Below are 25883 nucleotides of genomic sequence, written 5' to 3' on the forward strand. Positions count from 1 at the left end.
AGTTCGCCTTGCCCTTTCGCCGCTTATCGATTACTTGGAAACCCGCGCGCCCCGCTCGCGGGTTTTCGCGCGTCTTGGCCTTTTGTGGCCGCTATTCCAGGGCATAGGACTGATGTCGGATTATCTCAAGGCGCGCCTGCCGCGCGGTCTCGTCGATCGTACCCCCGCCGAACTCAAGGCGACCGCGGCCATGATCGAGACCATCCGACATACATACGAGATCTACGGCTTCGAGCCGGTTGAGACGCCCCTCATCGAATATACCGATGCGCTCGGCAAGTTCCTGCCGGACCAGGACCGGCCGAATGAGGGCGTGTTCTCCTTCCAGGACGACGACGAGCAATGGCTGTCGCTGCGCTACGACCTGACGGCGCCGCTTGCCCGCTTCTACGCCGAAAACCACGAAAAACTGCCGAAACCCTATCGCAGCTATCGCAACGGCTGGGTGTTCCGCAACGAGAAGCCCGGTCCCGGCCGCTTCCGCCAGTTCATGCAGTTCGACGCCGATACGGTCGGCGCGCCGTCGGTCGCCGCCGACGCAGAGATCTGCATGATGATGGCCGACACGATGGAGGCGCTTGGCCTCAAGGGTCAGTTCGTCGTCCGCGTCAATAACCGCAAGGTGCTGGACGGGGTCATGGAAGTCATCGGCCTTGCCGGGGACGACAAGGCGGGTACGCGCCTCACCGTGCTGCGCGCCATCGACAAGCTCGACAAGATCGGACCGTCTGGCGTGCGCGACCTGCTGGGCGCTGGCCGCTGGGAGAATCCCGAAGAAAAATCCGGCGATTTCACCAAGGGCGCCGGCCTCCCGCCGCAGGCGGCCGATGTGGTGCTGGCCTTCGTGGCCAGCGGCGCGGATAACGCGGCGGACACGGTTGCCAATCTCGGCCAGCTTGTTGCCGGCAGTCCGCGCGGCAGCGAGGGTGTCGAGGAGCTGAAGCTGATCGCTAGCCTCGTCGATGCCGCCGGCTACGCCGAGAAGGTGAAGATCGACCCTTCGGTGGTGCGCGGCCTCGAGTATTACACCGGCCCGGTCTTCGAGGCGGAGCTGACCTTCGAGGTCACCGGCGACGACGGCCGCCCGGTCCGCTTCGGCTCGGTGGGCGGCGGCGGTCGCTACGACGGGTTGGTCGGACGCTTCCTGAAGGACCCGGTACCGGCGACCGGCTTCTCCATCGGCGTGTCACGCCTGATGGCGGCGCTGCGGACGCTCGGCAAGATGGGCGTCGACAAGGTCAACGGTCCGGTCTGCGTTCTCGTCATGGACAAGACCACAGAGGCGATGGCCGGCTACCAGAAGATGGTGGCCGAGCTGCGCGCCGCCGGCATCGCCGCTGAAATGTATCTCGGCGCATCCGGCATGAAGGCGCAGATGAAGTATGCCGATCGGCGCAACGCTCCTTGCGTCATCATCGAAGGATCCAACGAGCGCGAGGCCGGAATCGTCCAGATCAAGGACCTCGCCCTCGGCAAGGAACTGTCGGCCGGCATCACCGATAACGCCGAGTGGCGTGCGGCACGTCCTGCCCAGAAGGAGGTCGCTCGCGCCGACCTCGTCGCCGAAGTGAAGGCGATCGTCGAGGCGGCGGGAGGCGCGGCATGACCGACGCCATTCAGATCGCCCTCGACAGCTTCAAGGCGGCCGGCTTCACTGCCGTCGACGTGCCCGTTCTTCTGCCGATGGAGGACTTCGTCCGCATTTCCGGCGAGGAGTTCCGCCGCCGCATCTTCGTGACGTCGTCGAACAATGGTCACGACTGGTGCCTTCGTCCCGAGTTCACCATTCCCGTGGTGCGCACCATGTTGGCCGCCGAGCCGGCCGGCGGTCGCTTCAGCTACTCCGGCCGCGTCTTCCGGAACGGACGCCCCGGTGAGGCCGACGAGGTTTGGCAGGTCGGCGGCGAAATTCTTGGCGACCACGACCCGGTCGCCACCGACGCTGCAGCCCTCGCCCATGCCGTCGCGATTACCGCCGCCTGCGGCGCCACCCGCCAGCGCATCATCGTTGGCGACGTGGCGCTGTTCTCCGCGCTGCTCGCCGCGCTCGACATACCGCCGGCCTGGCGGGCTCGTCTCACCACCCTGTTCGGCGAGCCGGACAAGATTGCCGATACTCTCGCTCGTCTGGAGCAGCGCCGCTTCGGCTTCCCCGGGTTTACGGCCCATGCCGAGATCATCGAGACCCTGTCCGTCTTCCCGGCCGAGAAGGTCGGCCAGCTTTTCGCCGACATCCTGTCGATTGCCGGGGTGAAGACCGTCGGTGGACGCACCACCGGCGAGATCGCCGAGCGCGTACTCGAGCAGGCGATGCTCGCGGCGTCCGACGGCGTGCCGGCCGAGACCATCACCGCGATCGCCGATTTCATGTCGATGCAGGACGAGAACGGTGGCGACCTCAGTATCGCCGACGGCGTGCTCCGCCTGGAGGAGCTGTCGAGCCGCATCGGCGACCGTGCGCCGTTCAGGGCCGCCGTCGATCGTTTCAAGGCGCGCGTCGCGGCCATCGCAGCCCTCGGCGTCGACCTCTCGACGCTGCATTACGCCGCCGGCTTCGGTCGGCGCCTCGGCTATTATGATGGTTTCGTGTTCGACATTCACGATGCGACCCAAGTCGAGGTGGGGCAGGTCAGCGGCGGTGGCCGCTATGATGGTCTGGTCCGACACTTCAAGGCCGCCGAGCCGGTCAAGGCGGTCGGCTTTGCCGTCTGGCCCGAGCGCTTCCGGAGGGCGTCATGACCGAACCATTGATCGTCGCCGTGCCGTCCAAGGGACGGTTGCAGGAACACACGCTCGCCTTCTTCGAACGCGCGGGCTTGCCGATCCGCCAGGCGCGCGGCGCGCGTGACTATTTCGGCACCATCGACGGGCTGAAGGGTGTCGAGGTGCAGTTCCGGTCGGCCTCCGAGATCGCCCGCGAAATCGGCGCCGGCAACGTGCATCTAGCCGTGACCGGCATCGACCTGCTGCATGAGACGCTGGGCGGAGACGACGGTGTCCGCGTGGTTGCCGAGGAGGCGCCTCACCCTGCCCACATCGTCACGCGTCTCGGCTTCGGCCGCGCCGACGTGGTCGTGGCCGTGCCGCAAGCCTGGCTCGACGTACAGACCATGGCCGACCTTGCCGACGTCGCTGCCCGCTTCCGCTTGAAGCACTATCGCCCCATGCGCGTCGCCACCAAATACGTCTCCCTGACGCGCCGTTTCCTGACGGCCCACGGCGTCCACGATTACCTCATCGTCGAGAGCCCGGGGGCGACCGAGGGCGCGCCGGCGGCCGGCACGGCCGAACTGATCGTCGACATCACCTCGACCGGTCAGACGTTGGTCGAGAACGGCCTCAAGATCGTCGATGACGGCGTCATCATGCGCTCCGAGGCCGCGCTCGCGGCTTCGCTTTCCGCCCGCTGGACGGAGGCGGCCCGCGCCGCCTGCAAGGGAATGCTCACCCGTATCGCCGCCGACGACCGGGCACGCTCCGTGCGACGCATCGACGCCGTCATTCAGCCCTCATCGATGCTGCCCGAAGAGCTCAGGGCGCGTACCGACCTGACGCTGCTGTCAATGCACGACGAAGGACTGAGCCTCCTGGCCCCGAAAGCTCACGCCCAGGCGGAAGCCGAGGCGCTGATCGCTCGTGGCGCCACCACGGCCGTCATCTCGTCGGTCGAGTATGTGTTCGAGGCGAAGAACGCTCTCTACGAGAAGCTGGAAGCGCGATTGGGCTGAGGAGCGAGCAGCGGCGGGTGGACACTCGCGGCGCAAGGGAAAGCGTATGGAAATTTCAAATCTTCAGCGCTTCCCGCAGTTTGCCGATGTCATCGCCGACCGCTGCTGGCACGCTTGGTGGACCGATAGTGGCGTTTCTCTCAGCCAGTACCGTGCCCACCTCGATCCATTGATCGAAGGGGGCGGAATATCTTTTGCCCTGGTCGCGCATCGGGATGGGGTTTATCTCGGGTCCGTCCTGGTAATCGAGAACGATCTTGAAGCGCGGCCGGAGTACATGCCGTGGATCGCTGCGCTTTGGGTGGAACCAGACCATAAGCGGCGGGGCATCGCTGCCCAACTCATAGGGATGGCCCGGCAGGAGGCCGCCGCGAGAGGGCACCAGCGCTGCTATCTCTGCGCCACGCCCGAGAACTCCGCCTACTACGCAACACGCGGCTTCACACAGATCGAGAGCGGTGTGTCTGGCTTGAATGTATTCAAGATCTGAGACACGGCGACCTGCCGGTCTTGTCGTTCCCTATCCCAAGACAGACAGCTCCGGAACTCGGACCTCGGTTCACGATCTCGGCCGGACGAAAGCGGCGCGCTCCTTCTCGACGGCCTTGCAGACGTCGCAACCGTCGAGATGATCGTTGACCAAGCCCATGGCCTGCATGAAGGCGTAGACGGTGGTCGGGCCGACGAAACTCCAGCCGCGCTTGCGAAGCTCCTTGGATAGGGCCGTGGACTCCGCCGTCTTCGGCAGGATGTCCTGCATGGTGAAGACGGAGGGGCGCGTGGACGGATCCGGCTCGAAGCGCCAGATGAAGGCTGCCAGCGAGCCAGCCTCGGCCTGAAGTTCGAGTGCACGCCTGGCGTTGTTGATCGTCGACACGATCTTGCCACGATGACGCACGATGCCGGTATCGCCGACCAGTCTTTCAACGTCAGCGTCGGTGAAGGCGGCGACCGTCGGAATGTCGAAGCCGGCAAAGGCAGCACGGAAGTTCTCGCGCTTGCGGAGGATGGTTATCCAGGCAAGGCCGGACTGAAAGCCCTCGAGGCAAAGCTTTTCGAAGAGACGGGTATCGTCGGCAACCGGCCTGCCCCACTCCTCATCGTGGTAGCGACGGTAGAGCGGATCGGTCCCAGCCCAGAAGCAGCGATTGATGCCATCTTCGCCCGTGATGATGCCGTCCATACCACCCGCCCCTCGTTCGATGATTGAGTTTGGCGGACCCTAGCGACGGCGGTTGCCACGAAGTGGCAGCAGCAAAACGGCGGTCGTTGCCGACCGCCGCGAAAGGAATGCTTCTGGGGGGTGGTCAGGCAAACAGCGCGTCGATGTCGTCCTGCGTCGCGCGCTCGGCGGTCGGCAAGGCCGGCCCGTTGAGCAAAGCAGCGTCGCCGACGCGGCGCAGCGACTCGTCGGCCTCGATCGAGTTGAAGGCCTCCATGCCGCCCCAGATCTCCATCATGCGATTGACGCGGTCTTCGATGAAGCGAAGGACGTTGACCACCTTGGTGATGCGCTGTCCGGTCAGATCCTGGAAGTTGCACGCCTCGTAGATGGCCAGCACTCGTTCCTGGATATCTGCCGCCATCGCCTGCTTGTCGCCCTTGAGATGGGCAACCAGATTGTTGGCGTCGTCGTCGATCTTCTCGACGGCCGCCAGAATGCTCTCGGTGGCATGCTCGGTGCCCTTCACCACGGCGTCGAGCTCGTCCGTGACGCGGCTCATGTCCTCGCCCTTGAAGCCAGAAACGTGAAGGCTGGCGATTTCCTGCTTGGTGCGGGAAATGGCTTCCTGGATCGTCTCCATTTCGCCTTTCAGCTTGTAGGCCTCGGTGAACTGCTTCTGGTAGTCGGCGATAATGTCCTTGCTGATTTCCTGTTGCGGCTTGACCAGCTTCTTGATCTCGTTGAGTTCATGGAGGATCGTGTCAGCGCGAAAATCGTTGGTCGGCTCGGACACCGCGCCGCCGCCAAGCATAGCTTCGATACGATAAGCCTTGCGAGCCAACGCCATATTCCACTCCTCGCTTCCGCAGCCAGAAAACGCCGCCAATCGGGCACCACCGCCGAATGATCGGATTTTAGGGTGAGGCGGTTAACAACGTGTATTCCGGAAACATGGCCCAACATAATTTCCACCTAAGTTTCAGATGGTTGGAAAGGACGTTGATACGTTTCCTTAACCATGGCGACAAATCGATCGACTTGAATGGAAATGGGTCGCATCTCGTTCACCATTCCTAGAGTGCCCGCCCCTAGCCTCGGCTGAAGCGCATGGTCAGCGGAACCGCCGGCCGTGCAGGACTCCACCAATCGAGGTTTCCACCGATGAGAGCTGCCGCCTTGTTCCTTGCCGGGGTTGCCGCCGTCGTGGTTGCGACGGGTTCGGCCGCCGCCCAGGCAGGTCGCTACCTCGCTCCACCGCCAGTCGTGCTGTCGCCCAATCTCACCGACCCCTGGGTGATGCAACTCCAGCCGGGCAACGTGCCGATCTACGCGACGCCCCAGGCGCGCAGCCCACGCACATGGTCGGCGCCGACGGGCGCCGAGACGAAGACCGCTCGCAAGGTTGATCCCCGCAGCTTGCCGCTTGCGCCGGAGCTGCTGCCGCAAGAGGTGGCCTACAACGGCCCCGGCGTCCCCGGATCCATTGTCATCGATACCGTCAATCGCTTCCTGTACCTCGTGGAAAGAGACGGAGTGGCGCGCCGCTACGGCGTCGGCGTCGGCAGGCCCGGGTTCACCTGGGCGGGCGAGCATCGGATCACGCGCAAGGCCGAATGGCCGGACTGGCGCCCACCGGTCGAGATGCGCCGACGGCAGCCCGGATTGCCGGTCATGATGCCCGGCGGACCGAAAAACCCCCTCGGCGCCCGCGCCATGTATCTCGGCTCGACGCTCTATCGCATTCACGGCACGGCTGAACCGTGGACCATCGGCCATGCCGTTTCCTCGGGCTGCATCCGCATGCGCAACGAGGACGTGACCGACCTCTACGAACGGGTGAAGGTCGGCACCCGCGTGATCGTGTTGTAACCGCCTCACCTTTGACCTTTTTCGCGCAAGAGCCGGTCCTGCGTACCCATTTGGATGGCGGCGATCTCGACAACCGAGACCGCCGCCATCTAGTTTCCTGAAAACGTCGTGATTCGCATTTGTTGCGCCGCCAGGCGGCGTCTCGCCCTCTCAGGTCCTTCCATGATGAAACTGTCCGTCGTTCCGGCGCGTTCGCTGATGTTGGCGCTCGCAGCCGGCCTTTCCCTGTCCGCTTGCGTTTCCTCAAAGCCGGTGGAACCGCCCAAGCCGCCGGTCGTCGAGAAACCCGTCAAGCCGCTGTCCTATCTGCCCGACGACACGGCCGAAGACGCGCGCGACCTTGATCTCGTTGGCGACCAGTTGCCTCCGGAACCTTTCCGCCGCGCGGAGATCGACTTCCCGACCGAAGAGCCGCCGGGAACGGTGATCATCGACACTTCGGAAAAGCATCTCTATCTGGTCGAAGAGGGGGGCAAGGCGCTTCGTTATGGCGTTGGTGTCGGGCGTCAGGGCTTTTCCTGGAAGGGCACAGTGGAAATCGGCAGCCGCCAGAAGTGGCCGCGCTGGTTCCCGCCGAAGGAGATGATCGCCCGCGAGGCCGCGCGGGGCCGCACCATCCCGGAGATGATGGAAGGCAAGATCGGCAATCCGCTCGGAGCCCGGGCCCTCTATCTCTACGACGGCCCCAAGGATACTCTGTTCCGCATCCACGGCACGTTCGAGCCAAAGAGCATCGGCACCAATGCCTCGTCGGGCTGCATTCGCATGGCCAATTCCGACGTGATGGACCTCTACGAGCGTGTCAAGGTCGGAACGCGCGTGGTGGTACGCTGAGCCAATCGCTCAGAACTGGGCGATCCGCTTTGTGTAGGCTTCAAGCACGCAGCCTCGCGGATCGCCGGTGCGGGCGCATTTCAGCATCTGGGCTCGCCATTCGCGCTGAGAGGCCCGGAGTTCGGGAACCTGATCGGCGCTGGCACGGGAAAGCACTCGCGCAAAGTCTCGGGCAAGACGAAGGTCGAGATCGGCGAGTGCATCGTCGCCGCAGATCATCTTTTCGACTTCCGACTTGGCGCCATCGCAATCGAAGCTGGGTTGCGCCGCCCCGGCCGGCAGTGCCAGCATCGTCAAGAGGACGACGGCAACGATGCCCGAACCTGTCGTCAACCCAGTCATACCTTCTCCTTTCTGCGAACGGCCTTTTCGGGCAAAACCAGCCCATCACCCAGGATCCGCCACGTCAGTCGCGCAAGACTAACGCATGATCCTACCGTCCGTCCATGACCGCCTTATGAGGGAAGCGACCGAACGCTACCCCTCAAAGGTGACGTTTCCTGGGATGGAAACAGGCTTTTGCTAGTCGTTTTCGGATTTCGCGCTGTCGATCGGCTTGAGAGTACGGCGATCGCCCCCTGGATTGCGAAGATCGATCGTTGCGCGTATCACCTTGACCGCGAAATAAACAGAACGGGATCATCATGACGACGCCGAAACCGCGGGTCGCGCTCTTCGTGACCTGCCTCGTCGACTTCTTCCGCCCGACAGTCGGCTTTTCGGCCGTCAAGCTGCTTGAAGATGCTGGCTGCGACGTCTACGTGCCGGCCGGCCAGACCTGTTGCGGCCAACCCGCCTATAACTCCGGCGACCGGGCCGGTGCACGGGCGCTTGCCGAACGGGTGATCACGCTGTTCGAGGGCTTCGATCATGTGGTGATCCCTTCGGGATCCTGTGCCGGCATGATCAAGACGCACTATTCCGACCTGTTCTCCGGCGAACCTGGCTGGCGACTTCGGGCCGAGGCGCTTGCCGACAAGACGCACGAGCTCACTTCGTTCCTTGTCGACGTGCTCGGCGTCTCCCCGCTACCCGTTACGTGGGAGGGGACGGCGACCTATCACGATTCCTGCTCCGGCCTCAGAGAGCTCGGCATCAAGGAACAGCCGCGCCGGCTGCTGTCGGCGGTGGACGGACTGACAGTCAAGGAGATGGCCGACCCGGAAGCCTGTTGCGGCTTCGGCGGCGCCTTCTGCGTCAAGTACGACGAGATCTCGAACGCGATCGTCGAACGCAAGGTCGCCGACGTCAGAGGCACCGGCGCCGAGTTGTTGCTGTCGGGCGACCTCGGTTGCCTCCTCAACATCTCCGGCAAGTTGAGACGCGAGGGCTCCAGTGTCGAGGTTCGTCATGTCGCCGAGGTCTTGGCCGGCATGGCAACCGGGCCAGCCATTGGAGAGTCGAGAAAATGAGCGGCGGTCTCACGTCCCAGTCCTTTCCGAAGAATGCGCGCGCGGCGCTCGCCAATCCGCCGCTTCTCAAGGCCATCGCGCATATCGAGGAAACACTGGTCGGTGGCCGACGACGCGCCACCGAGGCGCTGCCCGAGTTCAAGGCCTTGCGCGATGCCGGACGCGACATCAAGGCACACGCGCTTGATCATCTCGACCTCTACCTCGAGGCCTTCGAGCGAAAGGTGGTGGAGGCTGGCGGCTTCGTTCACTGGGCAGCCGATGCCGCCGACGCCAACCGCATCATTCTCGACATCTGCCGGAAAGCGGGCGCCCAGCGGGTCACCAAGGGCAAGTCGATGATCACCGAAGAGGTCGGCCTCAACGCCTTCCTTCAGGAGAATGGCATTGCGCCGGTGGAAACCGACCTCGGCGAGTACATCATCCAGCTTCGTGGCGAGACACCGAGCCACATCATCGCGCCAGCCGTTCACGTCAACAAGGAGCAGGTGGCGGCCGACTTCCGCCGGGCCCACGCCGACCTCGACCCAAAGCGCAACCTCGAAGAACCGACCTCGTTGCTCGCCGAAGCGCGCGGCGTGCTGCGCGAGCGCTTCCTGTCGGCGGATGTCGGCATCACCGGCGCCAACTTCCTGGTCGCAGAGACCGGATCGACGGTGATCGTCACCAACGAAGGCAATGGCGATCTCACCCAGATCCTGCCAAAGACACATATCGTTCTCGCTTCCATCGAAAAGGTGGTGCCGACGCTCGAAGACGTCGCCACCATCATGCGGCTGCTTGCCCGCTCGGCCACCGGGCAGGAAATGAGCGTCTACACCACCTTCTCCACCGGCCCTCGTCGCACCGGCGATCCGGACGGTCCCGAGGCCTTCCATGTGGTCCTGCTCGACAACGGCCGCTCGGCCATGCTGGGCAGCGAGTTCGAGGACATGCTGCGCTGCATCCGCTGCGGCGCCTGCATCAACCACTGCCCGGTCTACCGCTCGATCGGCGGCCATGCCTATGGTTCCGTTTACCCCGGCCCTATGGGATCGGTGCTGACGCCATCATTGCAGGGCCTCGAGAAGTCGGCCCATCTCGCCAATGCATCAACGCTGTGCGGCCGCTGCGAAAGCGTCTGTCCGATGCGCATCCCGCTGCCGAAGATGTTGCGACACTGGCGGGAGAAAGAGTTCGAACGCCACCTGACGCCCAAGAAGGCTCGCTTCGGCCTCGCTGCGTGGCGCTTCCTCGCGGCTCGCCCGCGCCTCTATGGCCTTGCGACTCGTCTCGGCGCCTGGGGGCTCGCTCGCCTTGCCGGCAGGGATGGTTCGCTTCGTCAGGCTCCGCTCGCCGGGAGCTGGACGCGCTGGCGAGACCTGCCGGCACCGGAGGGCGGAACCTTCCGCACCGAATGGGCCAAGCGGGGGAGAAAATGATGTCAAGCCGTGACGCCATCCTTGGCCGCATCCGCCGGTCACTCGGAGCATCCGGCTCCGACGCTACTCGCCTTGCCGCCGTCCGTCATCGTCTTGCCGAAACACCTGTCAACGTCGTGCCGGCACGCGGCCAGTTGCCGAGCTCCGAGCGCGTTGATCTGTTTGTTCGCAAGGCTGGAGAGGTATTTGCCAGTGTTGCCCGCCTTGAGGGCAGAGAAGACATTCCCGGCGCTGTCGTCAGCTATCTGCGGGACCGCAATCTGCCGCAGGAGATCCGACGCGGCGACGACCGGCGCCTTGCGGATTTGCCGTGGGAGAGGGAAGCACAGCTCGCAGTGACAACAGGTCCGAGCGACGGTAGCGATCTCGTCGGTCTCAGCCATTCCGATGCCGGCGTCGCGGAGACGGGAACGGTGGTCCTGACATCCGGGACGGACAACCCGACAACGCTCAACTTCCTTCCCGATCACCACATCGTGGTGGTCGATGCCTCGACGGTGGCCGGCGACTATGAAACCGTCTGGGCAGAGCTTCGCCGACGCTTCGGCGCCGGGGTGATGCCGCGCACCGTCAATCTCGTGACCGGTCCGTCGCGCTCGGCCGACATCGAGGAAACGCTCCTGCTCGGTGCCCATGGCCCGCGCAGCCTTCACATTCTGGTCGTGGGATAATCGATGCCAATACTGACGCTGGTTTTCTACACCGGGGCCCTCGCCGTCGCGGCGGCATCGCCCGGTCCTGGCATGACGGCCGTCGTAGCACGGGCGCTCGGCGGCGGCTTTCGGGCCGGCATGACCTTCATCCTCGGCATCGTCTTCGGCGATCTGTTCTACCTGACGCTCGCCATCTTCGGCCTCGCCTCTCTGGCGCAAGAGTTCAACCTGGCCTTCCTGATCATCCGCTACGTCGGAGCCGCGTATCTGCTCTATCTCGCCTACAAGCTCTGGACTTCGCGCGCCGATCCAGCCGAGGTCGCGGCGAGAGTGCGCTCCGAGAGCGCGTGGCGCACGGTGCTGGGCGGTTTCACGCTGACGCTGGGCAACCCGAAGACCATTGTCTTCTATATGGCGCTTCTACCGTCGCTCATGCCGATCGAAAGCATCACCTTGACCGGTTACCTCGAGCTGATCGGCATCTCGATCGTGACGCTAACTGCCGTCGGCGTGATCTACGCGGCGGCGGCGGCCGGTGCGCGCGAGTTCTTCCGCAGTCCGAAAGCGATGAGGCATCTCAACCGCGCGGCCGGCACCATGATGGCCGGCGCCGCGGCAGCCGTCGTGGCGCGATAGGCCGGCGCCTTCGGCCGGTTACTCCGCCGCGAGATTCAACGCTTGGTCGGCGGCGCCGAGATTGCCGAGCGACGTGGCAATGTGTTTGGCAAGTGCCTCGTGAATGGGGCTTTTGGCGTGTTCGGCGCGCAAGAGACCAATCTCGGCCGGGTCAAGCTCGGGAAAGCCTTCTCGCAAGCCGAGGATACGCATGTTGGCCTTGAGGGCGCTTTCCGGCAACACCGACACCGCTAGTCCGGCCAGCACGGCGCCCGAAAGGGCCAGCGCCGCGCTGGAGATATAGGCGACGCGAAACCGCCGCCCCTCGCGGTCTAGGGCGCGAACGACATTGGCGCGCCAGCAGCAATCGTCTGGGCCAAGGGCCAGCGGCACAGGGTCGAGTTCGTGAACGCTGTGGTCGCGCGAGCCGACCCAGAACAACGGCTCGCGCCGGATCACTTCACCCCGCATTGAGCCGTAGTAGCCGTGATTGATGATGCCGAGGTCGAGACGGCCGTCGCGGATCATGTCGGAGACGGTGACCGAGCGCTGACACTCCACCGTGATCTCGATCAGCGGATTGATGCGCGAGAAGCCGGCCAGCACCGGCGGCAGCAGACGATCGGCGTAGTCGTCGGGAATACCAAGGCGAACCGAACCTGTCAGGCCAGGGTCCTCGAAGGCGGCCAGCGTCTCGTCGTTGAGACGGATGAGGCGACGCGCATACTCGAGAAGTCGCCGACCGTCCTCGGTAAGGCGACTCTGACGACCGTCGCGGGAGAATATTGGCTTGCCGACTCGATCTTCAAGACGGCGCATCTGCATGGAGACCGCCGACTGAGTCTTATGCACCACGTCGGCGGCTGCGGTGAACGAGCCCACTTCGGCGATGGCGACAAAGGTCCTGAGTTGATCAAGATCGAGAACGTTCATCTTCAACATTCCTGATGGATGGCCGGTCGGCAGCGTATCCTGGGATCATCGTCGGTTTTCGGGTGGCTTCCCATCGCCCCGCGTGATCTCATTCAGTCAGACGGGTGATATCAAATTCCGTCATGAAAAGCATCAAAAACATGCGTTGGACTGATTGATAGCCACATGAGATAAATCCACTATCGAAACACCCAAGCGGTCCCCCCACATCAAACACGCAAGGCCGCTTCGTTCTGCTCCACGAGCAGGACAAGTCCGCAGGAGCCAAGAGATGACCCTGATCCTCGATCATGCATCCTCGCACCGCGCTTCCGCCTCTCGCTCCGTGCACGAGGCGTTTCGTCTCGCGAGCGCACTCTTTCGCCGTCTTGGCACGCTGATTGCCGCAGAAATCGATCGTCGGCAAACCATGCAGCTGCTTGAGTTCGACGCGCGCGCGCTGAAGGACATGGGCATTTCCCACGCCGATGTCGAAGGCGCATTGCTGACGCCAATCGACCGCAAGCCGAGTTATGAACTTGCTGCGCGCCGTGCCGAAGCCCGACGCGCCGACCGTGAGCAGGCCCTGGAAGCCTCCGCCGCGCTTCGTGAATAACACGTACGTGTTTCATAAGAGATCCACATAAGTCGGGCATAAAGCATTCGCCAGACTTATGGAAAGGTAAACAAAATCTCAACGGGGCTTCCAGGTGAAGCCCCGTTGGCGCCTCAACTCCAAACCTCAACCCCTTGACCCCAACGCAACGCACCCAAACCATCCAAGCCCCTTGATGGAGCCGATCATGTCCACGACCTTCGCGTCCCGCACTTACGCCGCCGCTTTCGTTACGACGTTCACCACGCTGGTGCGCGCCGCTGCCGAGCGCACCGCGTCCGTCGCGAAGATCATGGTCAATCGATGGATGGCCAAACAACTCTGCGACTTCACCGATCACGAGTTGGCCGATATTGGCCTCACCCGGTACGACCTGCGCGTAGCCCTCGACGGTCCGCTTCATGCCGACCCGTCGCTCAGGCTCGCCGCCATCGCACGCGGCAATTCGGCGAACATGAGCAGTGCTGTCCTGCGTCGCGCGGAGAGCGTGAATTACACGCCCTTGGTCAGGGGGAGGGAAGAATGATCGCACCCAGACTCGAAGACTGCGTCAACGATCTTTGCCCCATCACCCGTCGCCCTGTCAGCCCTGATGCCCTGACCTACTACAAGGGCAAGGTGGTCGGTTTTGCTGACCGTCAAGCGCGCGACACCTTTCTCGCCGCGATGCTGGCCTTCGAGACGGCCATCCAGCCGCCGCCGGAGGTTCGCTATTCGATGCCGCTCAAGAAGCAGCGCCAGAAGGAGCTGGAAGCGGCCTGATTGAGGCACCCTTCACGTGCGCACGCCACCCCGTGCGCTTCCGGGGTCCGGACCCGCCTCCTTTCCGGACCCATCCCATCCCGGCCCCCTGCCGGAACAACTGGCGGCGTCGCAAGGCGCCGCCTCTTTTTTTGCCCCTTCGGGGCGTGCTATTGGCATGTCCATGGCCCATTCCGATTTCCGTACGCCGCGCGTCTTTGTTTCAACACCGCTGGATGGCGCGCCGGTGTCGTTCGACCGAGACCAGAGCAACTACCTTCTCAACGTGCTTCGGCTGAGAGAAGGAGACGACGTGCTGGTCTTCGACGGTGTGAACGGCGAGTGGCGGGGTCGGATTGGTCTTGCCGGAAGACGATCGGCAGAACTGATCGATCTCAAGCCGAGTCGACCCCAGCCCCCAGCGCCAGACCTACTCTACCTGTTCGCGCCGCTGAAGCATGCCCGGCTCGACTACATGGTGCAGAAAGCGGTCGAAATGGGCGTAGGTCGGATCCGCCCCGTGCTGACGCAGCATACCCAGGCGAGCCGAGTGAACATCGAGCGCATGCGGGCCAACGTGATCGAGGCGGCAGAGCAATGCGGGGTGCTTCACGTGCCCAACGTCGAAGACGAGGAGAAGCTCGACCGGGCTCTCGCCCGCTTCGAACGCGACGAACCGCTCCGCCGTCTGGTTTTCTGCGACGAGGGAGAGGAGACAACCAATCCTCTGGCGGCGCTGGCGTCCCTGCCGCGTGGACCACTTGCCGTGCTGATCGGTCCGGAGGGGGGCTTTTCCGATGATGAGCGGCGCACCCTGCGGTCCCTGCCCTTCGTCACCGCGATCCCTCTGGGCCCACGCATTCTGCGGGCCGACACGGCGGCCGTGGCGGCGCTCACCGTCATCCAGGCGACGCTCGGCGACTGGTAGGCCCGGCTCCTGACACGATCGTGACGAGGCAAAGCGCAAAACGTCTCTCATCGATCGTTGCCGACAATTGAACAAACTTCGTCGGGCGGCTAGGTTGCCGCCCAATCCGAAGGGACCCCTATATGGCGCGCGACACGTCCGACACTACGCCGATCACTTCCGTCGCCGATCTCGTCGAGAGGATCGCCAGCGGCTGCAAACCCAGGGAACGCTGGCGGATCGGCACCGAGCACGAGAAAGTCGGTTTCCGAAAGTTCAGTCACGCACCGGTGCCCTACGAAGGGGCGGGCGGCATCCGCCAGTTGCTTGAGGGCATGGAGGGGCTGCTCGGCTGGGAGCCGATCGCCGACCGGGGGCGGCCGATCGGCCTGCTCGACCCCACGCATGGTGGCGCCATCAGCCTCGAACCGGGCGGCCAGTTCGAACTCAGCGGGGCGCCACTCACCAACCTGCATCAGACGGCGACGGAACTGCAGGCGCACATGATGCAGGTGCTGGAGATCGCAACGCCTCTCAAGATCGGCTTTCTCGCCCTTGGCGCAAGTCCGGTGTGGACGCTGCCCGAGACGCCGGTGATGCCGAAGTCGCGCTACGCCATCATGTCCGATTACATGCCGACGGTCGGTACGCGCGGTCTCGACATGATGTTCCGCACCGCAACCGTGCAGGTGAACCTCGACTTCGCCTCCGAGGCCGACATGCGCCGGAAGATGCAGGTGTCGATCGCCCTGCAGCCGATCGCCACGGCATTGTTCGCCAACTCGCCCTACCTCGACGGACGGGCCACCGGTCGTCTGTCGGAACGCTCCGAGATCTGGCGCGATACCGACAATGCGCGATCCGGTATGATTCCCTTCGTATTCGAAGAACAGTTCGGCTTCGAGCGCTACGTCGAGTGGGCGCTCGACGTGCCGATGTACTTCATCAAGCGCGGCGATACCTATCACCGGGCCACCGACATCACTTTCCGCCAGTTCATGGCCGGCGCCTTCCGCAACCGGCTGCCCGGCGTCGAACCGACAATCGGCGACTGGGACAATCACCTCGGCACGCTGTTCCCGGAAGTGCGCATGAAGCGCTATCTTGAAATGCGCGGGGCAGATTCAGGCTCTACCGACCACATCCTGGCTCTTCCGGCCTTCTGGGTCGGTCTTCTTTACGACCAGGTTTCGCTCGATTCAGCCTGGGACCTTGTCAAGAACTGGAGTGCCGAGGAACGTCAGCGCCTACGCGACGATGTGCCGACGCTGGCGCTCAAGGCGGAAATCGGCGGACGGACGGTGCGCGATATCGGCCGCGAAGTCGTGGAGCTGTCACGGGCCGGCCTTGCCCGCCGCGCCCACCTCAACCGCTGCGGTCAGGACGAGACGCAGTATCTGAGGCCGCTCGACATCATCCTCGACCGTGGCAAGACGGAAGCCGAAGTGCTGCTCGAGAAGTTCGGCGACAATCTCGACGGCATCTTCTGTGCGCTCGACATGCAGCCGATGGGCGACCTCGGCTGCCTGTGAAAGCCCGCCGCCCAGCGTTTGACGCCTCGCCTTCCGGCCGCCATGATCGTCGTCCCATCGAGTCGCCGCGCGCGGCTCATTTCAGCTCTGCCGGAAGATCTTGGTGACCGACGCCCCGACCAACGCCGCCGAATTTACCGTTTCGGAAATCTCCTTCGCCCTCAAGCGCAGCGTCGAGGATCAGTTCGGCTTTGTGCGTGTGCGCGGCGAGATCTCCGGTTACCGCGGTCCACATTCCTCGGGGCACGCCTATTTCGCCCTGAAGGACGAGGGAGCCAGGATCGAGGCCGTCGTCTGGCGCGGCGTGATGGGCAAACTGCGCTTCAAGCCCGAGGAAGGCATGGAGGTGGTCGCCACCGGGCGTCTCACCACCTACCCAAACTCGTCCAAGTATCAGATCGTCATCGACGCGCTGGAACCGGCCGGAGCCGGGGCGCTGATGGCGCTCCTGGAAGAGCGTAAGCGAAAGCTTGGAGCCGAAGGCCTTTTCGACCCGGAGCGCAAGCAGCTTCTACCGTATCTTCCGCGCGTCGTCGGCGTCGTCACCTCGCCGACCGGCGCCGTCATTCGCGATATTCTGCATCGCCTCGCCGACCGTTTTCCGGTGCATGTACTGGTCTGGCCGGTCAAGGTGCAGGGCGACAACTGCGGTCCCGAGGTGGCGGCCGGCATCGCAGGCTTCAATGCCTTGCCGGATGGCGGAGCCATTCCGCGTCCCGACGTCATCATCGTGGCGCGCGGTGGCGGCAGCCTCGAAGATCTCTGGGGATTCAACGACGAGATCGTGGTCCGTGCCGCGGCGGCCAGCGACATTCCACTGGTGTCTGCCGTCGGCCATGAGACCGACTGGACCCTGATCGACCTTGCCGCCGACGTGCGTGCGCCGACACCCACCGGCGCCGCCGAAATGGTGGTGCCGGTGAGACGCGAGCTTCTGGATCGTGTCGACGATCTCGGGCGTCGCCTTGCTGGCGCCAGCCTCAGGTCTATCGACCTCAGACGGACAAGGCTCGTCGCCGCCGCGCGCGCCCTCCCTCGCGCGTCGGATATCCTCGCCCTGCCACGCCAGCGCTTCGACACCGCTGCCAACGCGCTGCCAAAGGCGCTTGCGGCCAACACCACCCTGCATGGCCGGCGGTTCGAGCGCGTCACGGCCCGCCTCACGCCGACGAGCCTTCTCCGAACCCAAGAGCAGCTCGCCGAGCGGCTGTCGGTCTTGTCGGCGCGCGGCGGTCGCGCCATTGGCGAGTTGATCGCCCGACGACGGGGACGTCTCGATCAGGTGGCCTCGGTGTTCGATGCGGTCAACCATATGGCAACGCTAAGGCGGGGCTATGCGCTGGTGCGCGACGGTGAGGGTAAACCGGTGTTCCGCGCCAGCGGGCTCGCATCCGGAGCTCCGATCGAGATCGAGTTCGCTGACGGCCGGGTTCGAGGCCGGATCGGCGACGAACCGCCTCCCGTTACAGAGGCAAAGCCGGCACAGCGCCGGTCGAAGCCAAAGCCCGGCCCGGAAGACCAGGGCAATCTTTTCTGACGGGTGCGCTCAAACGGATCGCAGTCGCGCCTCGCCCGCCTCGCCCGGCAAGCGGGAAACGACAACGCGGTTGCGGCCAGCGCGCTTGGCGGCATAGACGGCCTTGTCGGCCTGCTGCAGCATCTGCTCGAAGGACGCTGCGGTGTCGGGATAGGCGGAGATGCCGGCCGAGAAACTGATCTCGGCCACGCCTTGGCTGGTCTTCACCGGCTGAGAGCGGATCACCGCCCGCCATGCCTCGGTGCGCGCGCGGGCCTCCTCGATGTCGGCGTGGGGCATCAGGACCAGGAACTCCTCGCCTCCCATCCGCACGGCGACCTCACCAGGGCGAAGCGAGCGCGCGAGAACGCCCGCCAACGCGACCAGGGCGTCGTCGCCCGCCTTGTGGCCAAAGGTATCGTTGAGCCGCTTGAAATGGTCGAGATCGAGTGAAACGGCGACGAGCGATCGTCCGATGGCGTCGGCGCTGTCGATCAACCGATCGGAGATGCTTTCAAGAATGCGCCGATTATTGAGACCGGTGAGGCTGTCGCGGTGCGCCATCTCGTGCAACTGCTCCTGAAGGCGCAAGTTGGCTTCGAGGCGATCTTCCATCAGCCGCGTCGACACATGAAGACTCTCCTGGGCGCGAAGATACTCGGTAATGTCGCGCAGCACATAGGCAACGCTTTCGGAGTGGCGAACCCCTCCGACAACGACGGTCCGTACCTCGTAAGTACGATCGCCCCTCTGCCAGCGCCGAACCAGTTCTCCACCGTTGAAAAGGCTTGCCCGGTCCGCCGGCCCGAAGTTGGCGCCGAGGCTCGAGAAAGATTGACCGATAGACAGCTTGCCATCGAATATCGAGTGCATCGCGGCGTTGGCTTCGGCAATCAGCCCATTTCCCGATACCACCAGAATGCCGTCCGGATGGGCTGCGACCACAGCGCTGAGCGCGACAGGAGCCAATGACAGGAACTGGTTGCGGCTGACCAGAAAGCTGTAGATCACCGGGACCACGACGTAGGCAAGCGGCGTCGGGTCGAAGCCGAGAACCCGAATCCCGGCGAGGTTGTACGCCGCGTTGGCCGCCCAGGGCACCATGGCCGATATGAGGAGACCGGCGAACTGGGCGCGATGCACCGGCGGCGCATGGATGGCAGCCCAGAGGGTTCGGACCGTTGTCAGCGCCATGAAGAAGTAGATGGCGATCATCACCGCGAAGAAGACCGAACCATGTTCGTAATACAGCTGGTGCGGATAGTTCGGCGTGGGATCCGGCGTCACGGCCACATAGACGAGGTGATGCAGCTCATTGGTGATCGCAATGCCCAGCATCGAAAGACCGGCCGCGATCGAAAGCCCGGTGTAGAACGAGCTGTTCGGCAGATCGCCTCCCCGAACATAGGCGCTCATGAACAGCATCCACGAGATCGGCGTGGTGACGATGCCGTACCAGGCGAGCTCCGAGTAGAACAGTTTGAGCTCGGGCGCCTCGGAGCTGACATCGAGAATGGCACAGATCGCCCACCAGCAGCCCGATGCCATCAGCATGAGATAGTCGGTGCGCCCCGGAAAGCTGCCGATGCGCAGCGTGTGCCAGGTGGTCGCAGCCGTACCGGCTACGACAAGTGCCAAAATGACGGCGGCCGGCTGCACGTGAATGGCTCCGCAGAAATAGATTAGGAAAAATGATTCGGGAGCATATATCCTGCAAGGCCTTTCCATTTGGTTTCGGATATATGCATTTTTCCCTCCCCTGATCCCGATCAAGATCACGTTCGGGACTGGACAGAGCCTATCGCAAGGGCTTTTGTGAGGCACCGTGCCATGAGGGGTTTTCCGGAGCCCCCAAAACCAGGATGCCGAAATGACCGCCTATCGCACGCTGAACGGCTACAAGGTCGCCGCGGAGCTCGCCGACTTCATCGAAGGGGAAGCGTTGCCCGGCACAGGCCTCGATCCCGATCGCTTCTGGACTTTGCTCGCCGATATCATCAACAGGTTCGGCCCGGAAAATCGAAGCCTCCTCGACCGGCGCGATGCGTTGCAACGTCAGATCGACGACTGGCACACGGCCCACCCCGGCCCCGTGGACCGTGCCGCCTACTCGGTCTTTCTTGCCGAGATCGGCTACATCGTTCCCGAGCCGGCACCCTTTTCCATAGAGACGAGTGGCGTCGATCCGGAGATCGCCGAGGTTGCCGGTCCGCAGCTCGTCGTCCCGGTGATGAACGCCCGGTACGCCCTCAATGCCGCCAACGCCCGCTGGGGCAGCCTCTATGATGCCCTTTACGGAACGGATGCCCTCGGTACGCCGCCGCCGCAAAGCGGCTTCGACGCCGAGCGGGCCAAGGCGGTGGTGGCGCGGGCCAAGGCGGTGCTCGACGGGGCGGCCCCTCTTGCGTCCCGAAGCCATTCCGATGTCGTCGCCTACGTCATCGTCGACGGTCGGCTCAAGGTTCGCTTCTCCGATGGCAACGAGGAAGAGTTCGTCGATCCCGACGTTTTCGTCGGCTATCGCGGCGATCAGGAGGAGCCGGCGGGCATCATCCTGAAGCGAAATGGCCTTCACATCGACATTCACTTCGATCGTGGACAGCCGACCGGTGCGAGCGATCCGGCCGGAATCGCCGACATACTCGTCGAGAGTGCGCTCACGACCATCATGGACTGCGAAGACTCGGTCGCCGCTGTCGACGCGGAAGACAAGGTTGCCGTTTACCGCAACTGGCTCGGACTGATGCGAGGCGACCTCGAGGCGAGCTTCGACAAGGGCGGCATAAGCACGACCCGGCGCCTTGCCGCCAATCGAAGCTATTTCAAGCGTGACGACTCGGATGGAGCTCTCAAGGGGCTCAGTCTGATGCTGGTGCGCAACGTCGGGTCGCTGCTGACGACCGACGCGGTCCTGGACGCCGACGGCAACGAAACCGCCGAGTGCCTTCTCGACGCCCTCGTCACGTCGGCCATCGCCCTTCACGACGTGGGTCCGAACGGTCGGCATGCCAACAGCCGTACCGGCGCCGTCTATATCGTCAAGCCGAAGATGCACGGCCCCGATGAAGTCGCCTTCGCCGACCGCCTGTTCTCGGCAATCGAGACGGGATTGGGGCTCAAGCCGCTCACGCTCAAGATGGGCATCATGGACGAGGAACGGCGCACCTCGGTGAATCTTCGCGCGTCGATCGCCGCAGCAAAGTCGCGCGTGTTCTTCATCAACACGGGCTTCCTCGACCGCACGGGCGACGAGATCCATACCTCCATGCTGGCCGGGCCGATGGTGCGAAAGGGCGACATGAAGTCGGCCGCCTGGATCGCCGCCTATGAAGCAGGCAATGTCGACGCCGGCCTGGCCCTGGGCTTTAGGGGACGCGCCCAGATCGGCAAGGGCATGTGGGCGGCGCCGGACAGGATGGCGGCCATGCTCGCGGAGAAAGTCGGGCACCCGCGTGCCGGAGCCTCAACCGCCTGGGTGCCCTCGCCAACAGCGGCGACATTGCATGCCCTGCACTATCTCGACATCGACGTTGCCGCCCGCCAGACCGAGCTGGTCAAGCGCGAGCGGGCGTCCCTCGAGGCGCTTCTGACACTGCCGATCGCTCCGGACCGTCCATGGAGCGCCGAGGAGATCGCCGAGGAGCTCGACAACAACGCGCAGGGGTTGCTCGGTTACGTCGTTCGCTGGATCGACCAGGGCGTCGGCTGCTCCAAGGTGCCCGATATCCACGACATCGGCCTGATGGAAGACCGGGCGACGCTCCGCATTTCCAGTCAGCATATTGCCAACTGGCTGAAGCACGGCGTCATCAGTCGCGAACAAGTGATGGGAACGCTAGAGAGGATGGCGGCGGTCGTCGACAGGCAGAACTCCGGCGACCCAGCCTATCGACCGATCGGCACCGATTTCTCGGGATCACTGGCTTTCCAGGCCGCGATCGAGCTCATCATGACCGGCGACCGCCAGCCGAATGGCTATACGGAGCCGGTCCTGACGACATTCCGGCGTAGGCGAAAGGTGGAGATCGCCATGAGGTGAATTGATCGGCGCCCAGACCTATCTAAGGATTATGGCGTCGGCGGTTTTTTGGTCTCGTACAAGGCCTTGCCGCCAACGTCGGGTCACTGGGACCCCGTTTTGAAGTCACTGAGGAGGCGCAGCGATGACCGTCAGGGACATCTTCACCATCATCGACATCTACAATGAAAAGATGAACGCCTCCACGGCGGCGCTTGAACTTGCGTCGCGGCGAAAGGCCCACGTCACGGGTCTGGCGCTGGCGCTCGAACCTATTGCTCCCGGCTTCCTTGCCTCGCCGGTTCCGGCGGAGTACCTCGTCGAGGCGATCACCAATGCGGAGACCTCGGCCAAGGACGCAGCCGCCGCCTTTGCCGCCGAGGCCAAGAAATACGAGGTCGACGCCGAAGCGCGCACTGCCACCGTCTACTCGGGCGGAACGCCGGCCATCGTACGGCAGGCACAACTCTCCGACCTGATCGTCATCGGCCAGGACGACCCCGAGCATGGCGAGCCGATGCGCGCGGCCATCATCGAAACCCTGCTGTTCGAGTCTGGTGTACCGGTCCTGATCGTCCCGTCGAACTGGAACAAACCGATCACCTCCGAAAAGGTGATGATCGCCTGGGATGGTTCGTCGACGGCGGCCCGCGCCGTTCACGCCGCCCTGCCGGCGCTGAGGGTGGCCACCTCGATCGAAGTCGTGATGGTGGCCGGTTCGAAGAGCTGGTCCGGAGAACCGGGGGCGGACGTCGCGGCCTACCTGGCCCGCCACGACCATAAGGTCACGGTCACGACATTGCCGCGTTCGGCCTCGGAGGTGTCGGCGGTGCTCAACAACCATGCCGCCGAAAGCGGCGCCACCATGTTGGTCATGGGCGGTTACGGGCACAACCGCTTCCGCCAGTTCGTGCTCGGCGGTGTTACCCGCGACATGCTCGAGAAGATGACCATTCCGACACTCATGACTCACTGATCGCCCATAACGGGGCGCGGCCGAAGGCTGCGCTCCGAGCCCCTTCGCCGAGCCCTCGCCCGACATGAGCCACCAGAGCCTCGACCCTTTCTTCCGGCCGAAGCGTGTCGTGCTGATCGGCGCGACGGCTCGGCCGAACTCGGTCGGGTCGGTTCTTGCTCGCAACCTCGCCGCTTTCGGTCGCGACCGGGTCGCATTCGTCAATCCGTTCATCACCGAGATCGACGGCGTCGCGGTTCTTCCCTCGGTCGCAGATCTCGCCACACCGGCCGATCTCGCGATCGTCGCCGTGCCGCCGGAGGCAATTGTCGGGGTGATGGACGAGCTCGGCGCGGTCGGCATTCGCCACGCGGTCGTCATCACCACCGGTCTTGGCCACGGGCCGAACAGTCTTCTGGAAGCGATGAAGGCGGCGGCGCGGCGGCATGACATTCGGGTTCTCGGCCCCAACAGCGCCGGCCTGCAGATACCGCCCATCGGCCTCAACGCTAGCTTCGCACAGCGAGCGGCCGTACCCGGCGACCTTGCCTTCATTTCGCAATCGGGAACGCTCACTCACGCCGCCCTCGACTGGGCGGCGCGACATGGCATCGGATTTTCAGGCATTGCCGTGCTCGGGGACGCCGTCGACGTCGATTTTGACGAGATGCTCGACCATTTCGCCCTCGACCACCGGACCCGCGCCATCCTGCTCTATCTCGAGAGCATTCGCGACGCCCGCGCCTTCATGTCAGCGGCGCGCGCCGCCGCCCGGTCGAAGCCGGTGGTGGTGATCAAGGCCGGCCGGCATGCCGCCGGCGCCCGCGCCGCCAGGTCCCACACCGGCGCGCTGGCCGGCGTCGATGCCGTCTACGACTGCGCCTTTCGCCGGGCTGGCTTGCTCAGGGTCGCCGACCTCGACGAAATGTTCGCAGCCGCCGAAACTCTCAGCCTCGTACCCCGGATCCAGGGCAAGCGCATTGCCATCGTCACCAACGGGGGCGGCGCCGGAGTGTTGGCAGCCGATCGTGTCGTCGACCTTGGCGGCGAACTCGCCACACTGTCCGACGGCACCATAGCATCCCTCGATCAGGTGCTGCCGGCGGGATGGTCACGGAGCAACCCGGTGGACCTCATCGGCAACGCCGCCGCGGACCGATATGGCGCGGCAACGCGAGCCATCCTCGCCGACCGAGGCGTCGACGCCGTGGTGGCGATCAACTGCCCCACCCCCCTTGCCCCCTCCAGACTCGCGGCCGAAGCGGTGGTCGACGCCGTGGCCGAGTATCGCCGGGGCCGCTACGACGGCAAGCCGCTGATCGCCGCCTGGCTCGGGGAGGACGATGGCTGGAGCAACACCTTTGCTCGGGCACGCATACCGGCACTCGAAACACCGCACGGCGCAGTCGAGGGGCTGATGCAGCTTGTCCGCCATGCCGAGGCTCAGGCGGCGCTGACGGCGACGCCGGCCGACGTTCTGGCCGGCTTCTCTCCGGACCGGGCCCGTGCGGCAGCCGTGATCTCCGCCGTGTTGGCCGACAACCGCCGCTGGCTCAAGGCGAGCGAAGTGGTTGAGCTCCTCGGCACATATGACATTCCCATCGTGCCGGCGCTGGCCGCAGCCGACAGCGACGAGGCCATGCGACTTGCGGCGACGCTTCTTGCCGAGCATCGTTCGCTGGTCGTGAAGATCGCTTCGCCCGATATCGTCCACAAGTCCGACGTGGGCGGGGTGGAACTTGAACTATCGAGCCCAGACGCAGTGGGTGTCGCGACGGAAGCGGTGATCGCCCGGGCAAAAGCGGCCCGCCCGGACGCTCGTATCGACGGAGTAACGCTCCATCCGATGATCGTAGCGCCCAAGGCGGTTGAGCTGATCGCGGGCGTTACCGACGACCCGGTCTTCGGACCGGTGATGGTCTTCGGGCGTGGCGGCACCGCCGTCGAAGTGATCAACGACCGAGCGTTGGCCTTGCCGCCGCTCGATGCCAACCTCGCCCGCGACCTGATCGCCCGGACGCGTGTGGTCCGCCAACTTCAGGGCTATCGCGACCGCCGCCCCGTCGATGTCGACCGTCTCGCCATCGTCCTGCAACGCCTCGCCCAGCTCGTTGCCGAGCACCCGGCCATTGCCGACATAGACCTAAACCCGCTCATCGCCGAGGCGGATCGCCTGACAGTGGTCGATGCACGCGTCACGCTTGTCGCCGACCCTCCGGCGTCCGGCGGCGCCGTCCACCACCCGCGCCTGTCCATCCGCCCCTACCCAACCGAATGGGAGGAGTACATCGCACTCCCCACCGGCCAATCGGTCTTCGTTCGGCCGGCGCGACCGGAGGACGAAGGGCGCTACCTTGCCTTTTTCGCGCGAATGACCCCCGAGGACATGCGCCTGCGCTTTTTCCAGCGGGTTCACGATCTGGGTCATGCCTTTGTCGCCCGCCTGACGCAAATCGACTACTCGCGCGCCATGGCCTTCGTCGCACTCGATCCGAAAACCGGCGAGATGCTTGGTGGCGTCAGGCTGCACGGCGACCCTGGCGGCGGCGATGGGGAGTACGCGGTGTCGGTTCGCTCAGACCTGAAGGGGCACGGCCTCGGAAGAGCGCTGATGATGCAGATCATCCGCTACGCTCGCCGCGAGCGCTACCGGCGCATTCACGGAGAGGTTCTCGCCGAGAATCGACAGATGCTCCGGATGTGCGAACGCCTGGGCTTTGTGCTGGCGCCCGATCCCGACAGTCCGGAAATCATCCGGGTTTCCCTGGACCTCCGTTCGACTGCGGACTGAACTAAAGTCTAGCCGCCACATCTCAAGATTGAATTCGCCGTTTCATATGCATGAACGGTCGTTGCCAGTTTGATTTCTCCGCCATTTTCAGCCGTCGATGGAACGATCCCGACAAAACCGGCGGCGGCCGAGACTTCCACTCAGCGCAAACGATTGCGAAGCTGACAATTTTTCGCGTATTTCGCGCATCCCATCCAC

At 64.3% G+C, this 25883-nt stretch carries 24 protein-coding genes; 19 read left to right on the forward strand and 5 right to left on the reverse strand.

From position 1 onward, the window contains the following. The first annotated feature begins 112 nt into the window (after window positions 1-112). The 4 genes from hisS to M4J40_RS15675 are packed head-to-tail and all read left to right on the forward strand — an operon-like array spanning window position 113 to window position 4218. Window positions 113-1606, forward strand: a complete 1494-nt coding sequence (gene hisS, locus M4J40_RS15660) for a histidine--tRNA ligase (protein ID WP_257235223.1) — start codon at window positions 113-115, stop codon at window positions 1604-1606. Next, window positions 1603-2739 (forward strand): ATP phosphoribosyltransferase regulatory subunit, encoded by a 1137-nt coding sequence (locus tag M4J40_RS15665; protein ID WP_251755254.1) that lies wholly within the window; start codon window positions 1603-1605, stop codon window positions 2737-2739. The genes hisS and M4J40_RS15665 overlap by 4 nt, the downstream gene beginning before the upstream one ends. Next, window positions 2736-3728 (forward strand): ATP phosphoribosyltransferase, encoded by a 993-nt coding sequence (gene hisG / locus M4J40_RS15670; RefSeq protein ID WP_251755256.1) that lies wholly within the window; start codon window positions 2736-2738, stop codon window positions 3726-3728. The genes M4J40_RS15665 and hisG overlap by 4 nt, the downstream gene beginning before the upstream one ends. 46 nt (window positions 3729-3774) lie before the next feature. Next, complete coding sequence (locus tag M4J40_RS15675) at window positions 3775-4218, forward strand: GNAT family N-acetyltransferase (protein WP_251755258.1); 444 nt, start codon at window positions 3775-3777, stop codon at window positions 4216-4218. A 69-nt stretch (window positions 4219-4287) separates the two neighbouring features. On the opposite strand, the gene M4J40_RS15680 is transcribed toward M4J40_RS15675, so the two are convergent. Continuing rightward, on the reverse strand, window positions 4288-4911 hold the full coding sequence (locus M4J40_RS15680; protein ID WP_251755260.1) for a DNA-3-methyladenine glycosylase I: 624 nt from the start codon (window positions 4909-4911) through the stop codon (window positions 4288-4290). Window positions 4912-5035: 124 nt separating this feature from the next. Next, entirely contained in the window at window positions 5036-5740 is a 705-nt protein-coding gene (locus M4J40_RS15685) for a protein phosphatase CheZ (RefSeq protein WP_251755262.1), read from the reverse strand. 314 nt (window positions 5741-6054) lie between these two features. Here M4J40_RS15685 and M4J40_RS15690 point away from each other — a divergent pair, with 314 nt between their 5' ends. Both M4J40_RS15690 and M4J40_RS15695 read left to right on the forward strand, forming a co-directional pair. Then, window positions 6055-6762 carry a L,D-transpeptidase gene (locus M4J40_RS15690; RefSeq protein WP_251755264.1) on the forward strand — a complete coding sequence of 236 codons (708 nt, stop codon included), beginning with the start codon at window positions 6055-6057 and terminating at the stop codon, window positions 6760-6762. A 162-nt stretch (window positions 6763-6924) separates the two neighbouring features. Continuing rightward, on the forward strand, window positions 6925-7596 hold the full coding sequence (locus M4J40_RS15695; protein ID WP_251755266.1) for a L,D-transpeptidase: 672 nt from the start codon (window positions 6925-6927) through the stop codon (window positions 7594-7596). 9 nt (window positions 7597-7605) lie between these two features. Here M4J40_RS15695 and M4J40_RS15700 read toward each other — a convergent pair whose 3' ends face one another. Next, window positions 7606-7938 (reverse strand): lysozyme inhibitor LprI family protein, encoded by a 333-nt coding sequence (locus M4J40_RS15700; protein ID WP_251755268.1) that lies wholly within the window; start codon window positions 7936-7938, stop codon window positions 7606-7608. A gap of 302 nt (window positions 7939-8240) precedes the next feature. On the opposite strand from M4J40_RS15700, the gene M4J40_RS15705 reads away from it, so the two are divergent. The 4 genes from M4J40_RS15705 to M4J40_RS15720 are packed head-to-tail and all read left to right on the forward strand — an operon-like array spanning window position 8241 to window position 11718. Further along, entirely contained in the window at window positions 8241-9008 is a 768-nt protein-coding gene (locus M4J40_RS15705) for a (Fe-S)-binding protein (RefSeq protein WP_251755270.1), read from the forward strand. Continuing rightward, window positions 9005-10429, forward strand: a complete 1425-nt coding sequence (locus tag M4J40_RS15710; RefSeq protein ID WP_251755271.1) for a LutB/LldF family L-lactate oxidation iron-sulfur protein — start codon at window positions 9005-9007, stop codon at window positions 10427-10429. The genes M4J40_RS15705 and M4J40_RS15710 overlap by 4 nt, the downstream gene beginning before the upstream one ends. Continuing rightward, entirely contained in the window at window positions 10426-11100 is a 675-nt protein-coding gene (locus tag M4J40_RS15715) for a lactate utilization protein (RefSeq protein WP_311134138.1), read from the forward strand. Before M4J40_RS15710 ends, M4J40_RS15715 begins: the two co-directional genes overlap by 4 nt. Window positions 11101-11103: 3 nt before the next feature. Next, window positions 11104-11718 carry a LysE family translocator gene (locus M4J40_RS15720; RefSeq protein WP_251755273.1) on the forward strand — a complete coding sequence of 205 codons (615 nt, stop codon included), beginning with the start codon at window positions 11104-11106 and terminating at the stop codon, window positions 11716-11718. 18 nt (window positions 11719-11736) lie between these two features. Here M4J40_RS15720 and M4J40_RS15725 read toward each other — a convergent pair whose 3' ends face one another. Further along, window positions 11737-12630: a LysR substrate-binding domain-containing protein gene (locus M4J40_RS15725; protein WP_251755275.1), complete on the reverse strand. Its 894-nt coding sequence runs from the start codon at window positions 12628-12630 to the stop codon at window positions 11737-11739. 271 nt (window positions 12631-12901) lie between these two features. Here M4J40_RS15725 and M4J40_RS15730 point away from each other — a divergent pair, with 271 nt between their 5' ends. The 6 genes from M4J40_RS15730 to xseA all read left to right on the forward strand — a co-directional run bounded on the left by M4J40_RS15730 (window position 12902) and on the right by xseA (window position 17942). Continuing rightward, window positions 12902-13225: a DUF1127 domain-containing protein gene (locus M4J40_RS15730; protein WP_251755277.1), complete on the forward strand. Its 324-nt coding sequence runs from the start codon at window positions 12902-12904 to the stop codon at window positions 13223-13225. 187 nt (window positions 13226-13412) lie between these two features. After that, window positions 13413-13751 carry a DUF1127 domain-containing protein gene (locus tag M4J40_RS15735; RefSeq protein ID WP_251755278.1) on the forward strand — a complete coding sequence of 113 codons (339 nt, stop codon included), beginning with the start codon at window positions 13413-13415 and terminating at the stop codon, window positions 13749-13751. After that, window positions 13748-13987, forward strand: a complete 240-nt coding sequence (locus tag M4J40_RS15740; RefSeq protein WP_251755280.1) for a glutathione S-transferase — start codon at window positions 13748-13750, stop codon at window positions 13985-13987. The genes M4J40_RS15735 and M4J40_RS15740 overlap by 4 nt, the downstream gene beginning before the upstream one ends. A gap of 163 nt (window positions 13988-14150) precedes the next feature. Further along, a complete protein-coding gene (locus M4J40_RS15745; RefSeq protein WP_251755619.1) occupies window positions 14151-14894 on the forward strand; it encodes a 16S rRNA (uracil(1498)-N(3))-methyltransferase in 744 nt (247 codons plus the stop codon). 122 nt (window positions 14895-15016) lie between these two features. After that, window positions 15017-16405, forward strand: a complete 1389-nt coding sequence (locus tag M4J40_RS15750) for a glutamate--cysteine ligase (protein ID WP_251755281.1) — start codon at window positions 15017-15019, stop codon at window positions 16403-16405. 97 nt (window positions 16406-16502) lie between these two features. After that, window positions 16503-17942 carry an exodeoxyribonuclease VII large subunit gene (xseA, locus tag M4J40_RS15755; protein ID WP_405030763.1) on the forward strand — a complete coding sequence of 480 codons (1440 nt, stop codon included), beginning with the start codon at window positions 16503-16505 and terminating at the stop codon, window positions 17940-17942. A 9-nt stretch (window positions 17943-17951) separates the two neighbouring features. On the opposite strand, the gene M4J40_RS15760 is transcribed toward xseA, so the two are convergent. Beyond that, window positions 17952-19580: a diguanylate cyclase gene (locus M4J40_RS15760; protein WP_251755285.1), complete on the reverse strand. Its 1629-nt coding sequence runs from the start codon at window positions 19578-19580 to the stop codon at window positions 17952-17954. Window positions 19581-19791: 211 nt separating this feature from the next. Here M4J40_RS15760 and M4J40_RS15765 point away from each other — a divergent pair, with 211 nt between their 5' ends. From M4J40_RS15765 to M4J40_RS15775, 3 genes are all read left to right on the forward strand, one after another. Next, the gene (locus M4J40_RS15765; RefSeq protein WP_251755287.1) at window positions 19792-21960 is read left to right on the forward strand and encodes a malate synthase G; all 2169 of its coding nucleotides are present in this window, start codon (window positions 19792-19794) and stop codon (window positions 21958-21960) included. Window positions 21961-22084: 124 nt separating this feature from the next. Further along, a complete protein-coding gene (locus tag M4J40_RS15770; RefSeq protein ID WP_251755288.1) occupies window positions 22085-22915 on the forward strand; it encodes a universal stress protein in 831 nt (276 codons plus the stop codon). A 64-nt stretch (window positions 22916-22979) separates the two neighbouring features. After that, entirely contained in the window at window positions 22980-25685 is a 2706-nt protein-coding gene (locus tag M4J40_RS15775; RefSeq protein WP_251755290.1) for a bifunctional acetate--CoA ligase family protein/GNAT family N-acetyltransferase, read from the forward strand. The last annotated feature ends 198 nt before the right edge of the window (window positions 25686-25883 follow it).

Origin of the sequence: Pleomorphomonas sp. JP5 (assembly GCF_023721815.1) — a bacterium.
Taxonomy (GTDB): Bacteria; Pseudomonadota; Alphaproteobacteria; order Rhizobiales; family Pleomorphomonadaceae; genus Pleomorphomonas.

Bases quoted from the DNA above. Each gene is read 5' to 3' on its own strand.
- hisS (WP_257235223.1), top strand. From the start codon at position 113: ATGTCGGATTATCTCAAGGCGCGCCTGCCGCGCGGTCTCGTCGATCGT.
- M4J40_RS15665 (WP_251755254.1), top strand. From the start codon at position 1,603: ATGACCGACGCCATTCAGATCGCCCTCGACAGCTTCAAGGCGGCCGGC.
- hisG (WP_251755256.1), top strand. From the start codon at position 2,736: ATGACCGAACCATTGATCGTCGCCGTGCCGTCCAAGGGACGGTTGCAG.
- M4J40_RS15675 (WP_251755258.1), top strand. From the start codon at position 3,775: ATGGAAATTTCAAATCTTCAGCGCTTCCCGCAGTTTGCCGATGTCATC.
- M4J40_RS15680 (WP_251755260.1), bottom strand. From the start codon at position 4,911: ATGGACGGCATCATCACGGGCGAAGATGGCATCAATCGCTGCTTCTGG.
- M4J40_RS15685 (WP_251755262.1), bottom strand. From the start codon at position 5,740: ATGGCGTTGGCTCGCAAGGCTTATCGTATCGAAGCTATGCTTGGCGGC.
- M4J40_RS15690 (WP_251755264.1), top strand. From the start codon at position 6,055: ATGAGAGCTGCCGCCTTGTTCCTTGCCGGGGTTGCCGCCGTCGTGGTT.
- M4J40_RS15695 (WP_251755266.1), top strand. From the start codon at position 6,925: ATGATGAAACTGTCCGTCGTTCCGGCGCGTTCGCTGATGTTGGCGCTC.
- M4J40_RS15700 (WP_251755268.1), bottom strand. From the start codon at position 7,938: ATGACTGGGTTGACGACAGGTTCGGGCATCGTTGCCGTCGTCCTCTTG.
- M4J40_RS15705 (WP_251755270.1), top strand. From the start codon at position 8,241: ATGACGACGCCGAAACCGCGGGTCGCGCTCTTCGTGACCTGCCTCGTC.
- M4J40_RS15710 (WP_251755271.1), top strand. From the start codon at position 9,005: ATGAGCGGCGGTCTCACGTCCCAGTCCTTTCCGAAGAATGCGCGCGCG.
- M4J40_RS15715 (WP_311134138.1), top strand. From the start codon at position 10,426: ATGATGTCAAGCCGTGACGCCATCCTTGGCCGCATCCGCCGGTCACTC.
- M4J40_RS15720 (WP_251755273.1), top strand. From the start codon at position 11,104: ATGCCAATACTGACGCTGGTTTTCTACACCGGGGCCCTCGCCGTCGCG.
- M4J40_RS15725 (WP_251755275.1), bottom strand. From the start codon at position 12,630: ATGAACGTTCTCGATCTTGATCAACTCAGGACCTTTGTCGCCATCGCC.
- M4J40_RS15730 (WP_251755277.1), top strand. From the start codon at position 12,902: ATGACCCTGATCCTCGATCATGCATCCTCGCACCGCGCTTCCGCCTCT.
- M4J40_RS15735 (WP_251755278.1), top strand. From the start codon at position 13,413: ATGTCCACGACCTTCGCGTCCCGCACTTACGCCGCCGCTTTCGTTACG.
- M4J40_RS15740 (WP_251755280.1), top strand. From the start codon at position 13,748: ATGATCGCACCCAGACTCGAAGACTGCGTCAACGATCTTTGCCCCATC.
- M4J40_RS15745 (WP_251755619.1), top strand. From the start codon at position 14,151: ATGGCCCATTCCGATTTCCGTACGCCGCGCGTCTTTGTTTCAACACCG.
- M4J40_RS15750 (WP_251755281.1), top strand. From the start codon at position 15,017: ATGGCGCGCGACACGTCCGACACTACGCCGATCACTTCCGTCGCCGAT.
- M4J40_RS15765 (WP_251755287.1), top strand. From the start codon at position 19,792: ATGACCGCCTATCGCACGCTGAACGGCTACAAGGTCGCCGCGGAGCTC.
- M4J40_RS15770 (WP_251755288.1), top strand. From the start codon at position 22,085: ATGACCGTCAGGGACATCTTCACCATCATCGACATCTACAATGAAAAG.
- M4J40_RS15775 (WP_251755290.1), top strand. From the start codon at position 22,980: ATGAGCCACCAGAGCCTCGACCCTTTCTTCCGGCCGAAGCGTGTCGTG.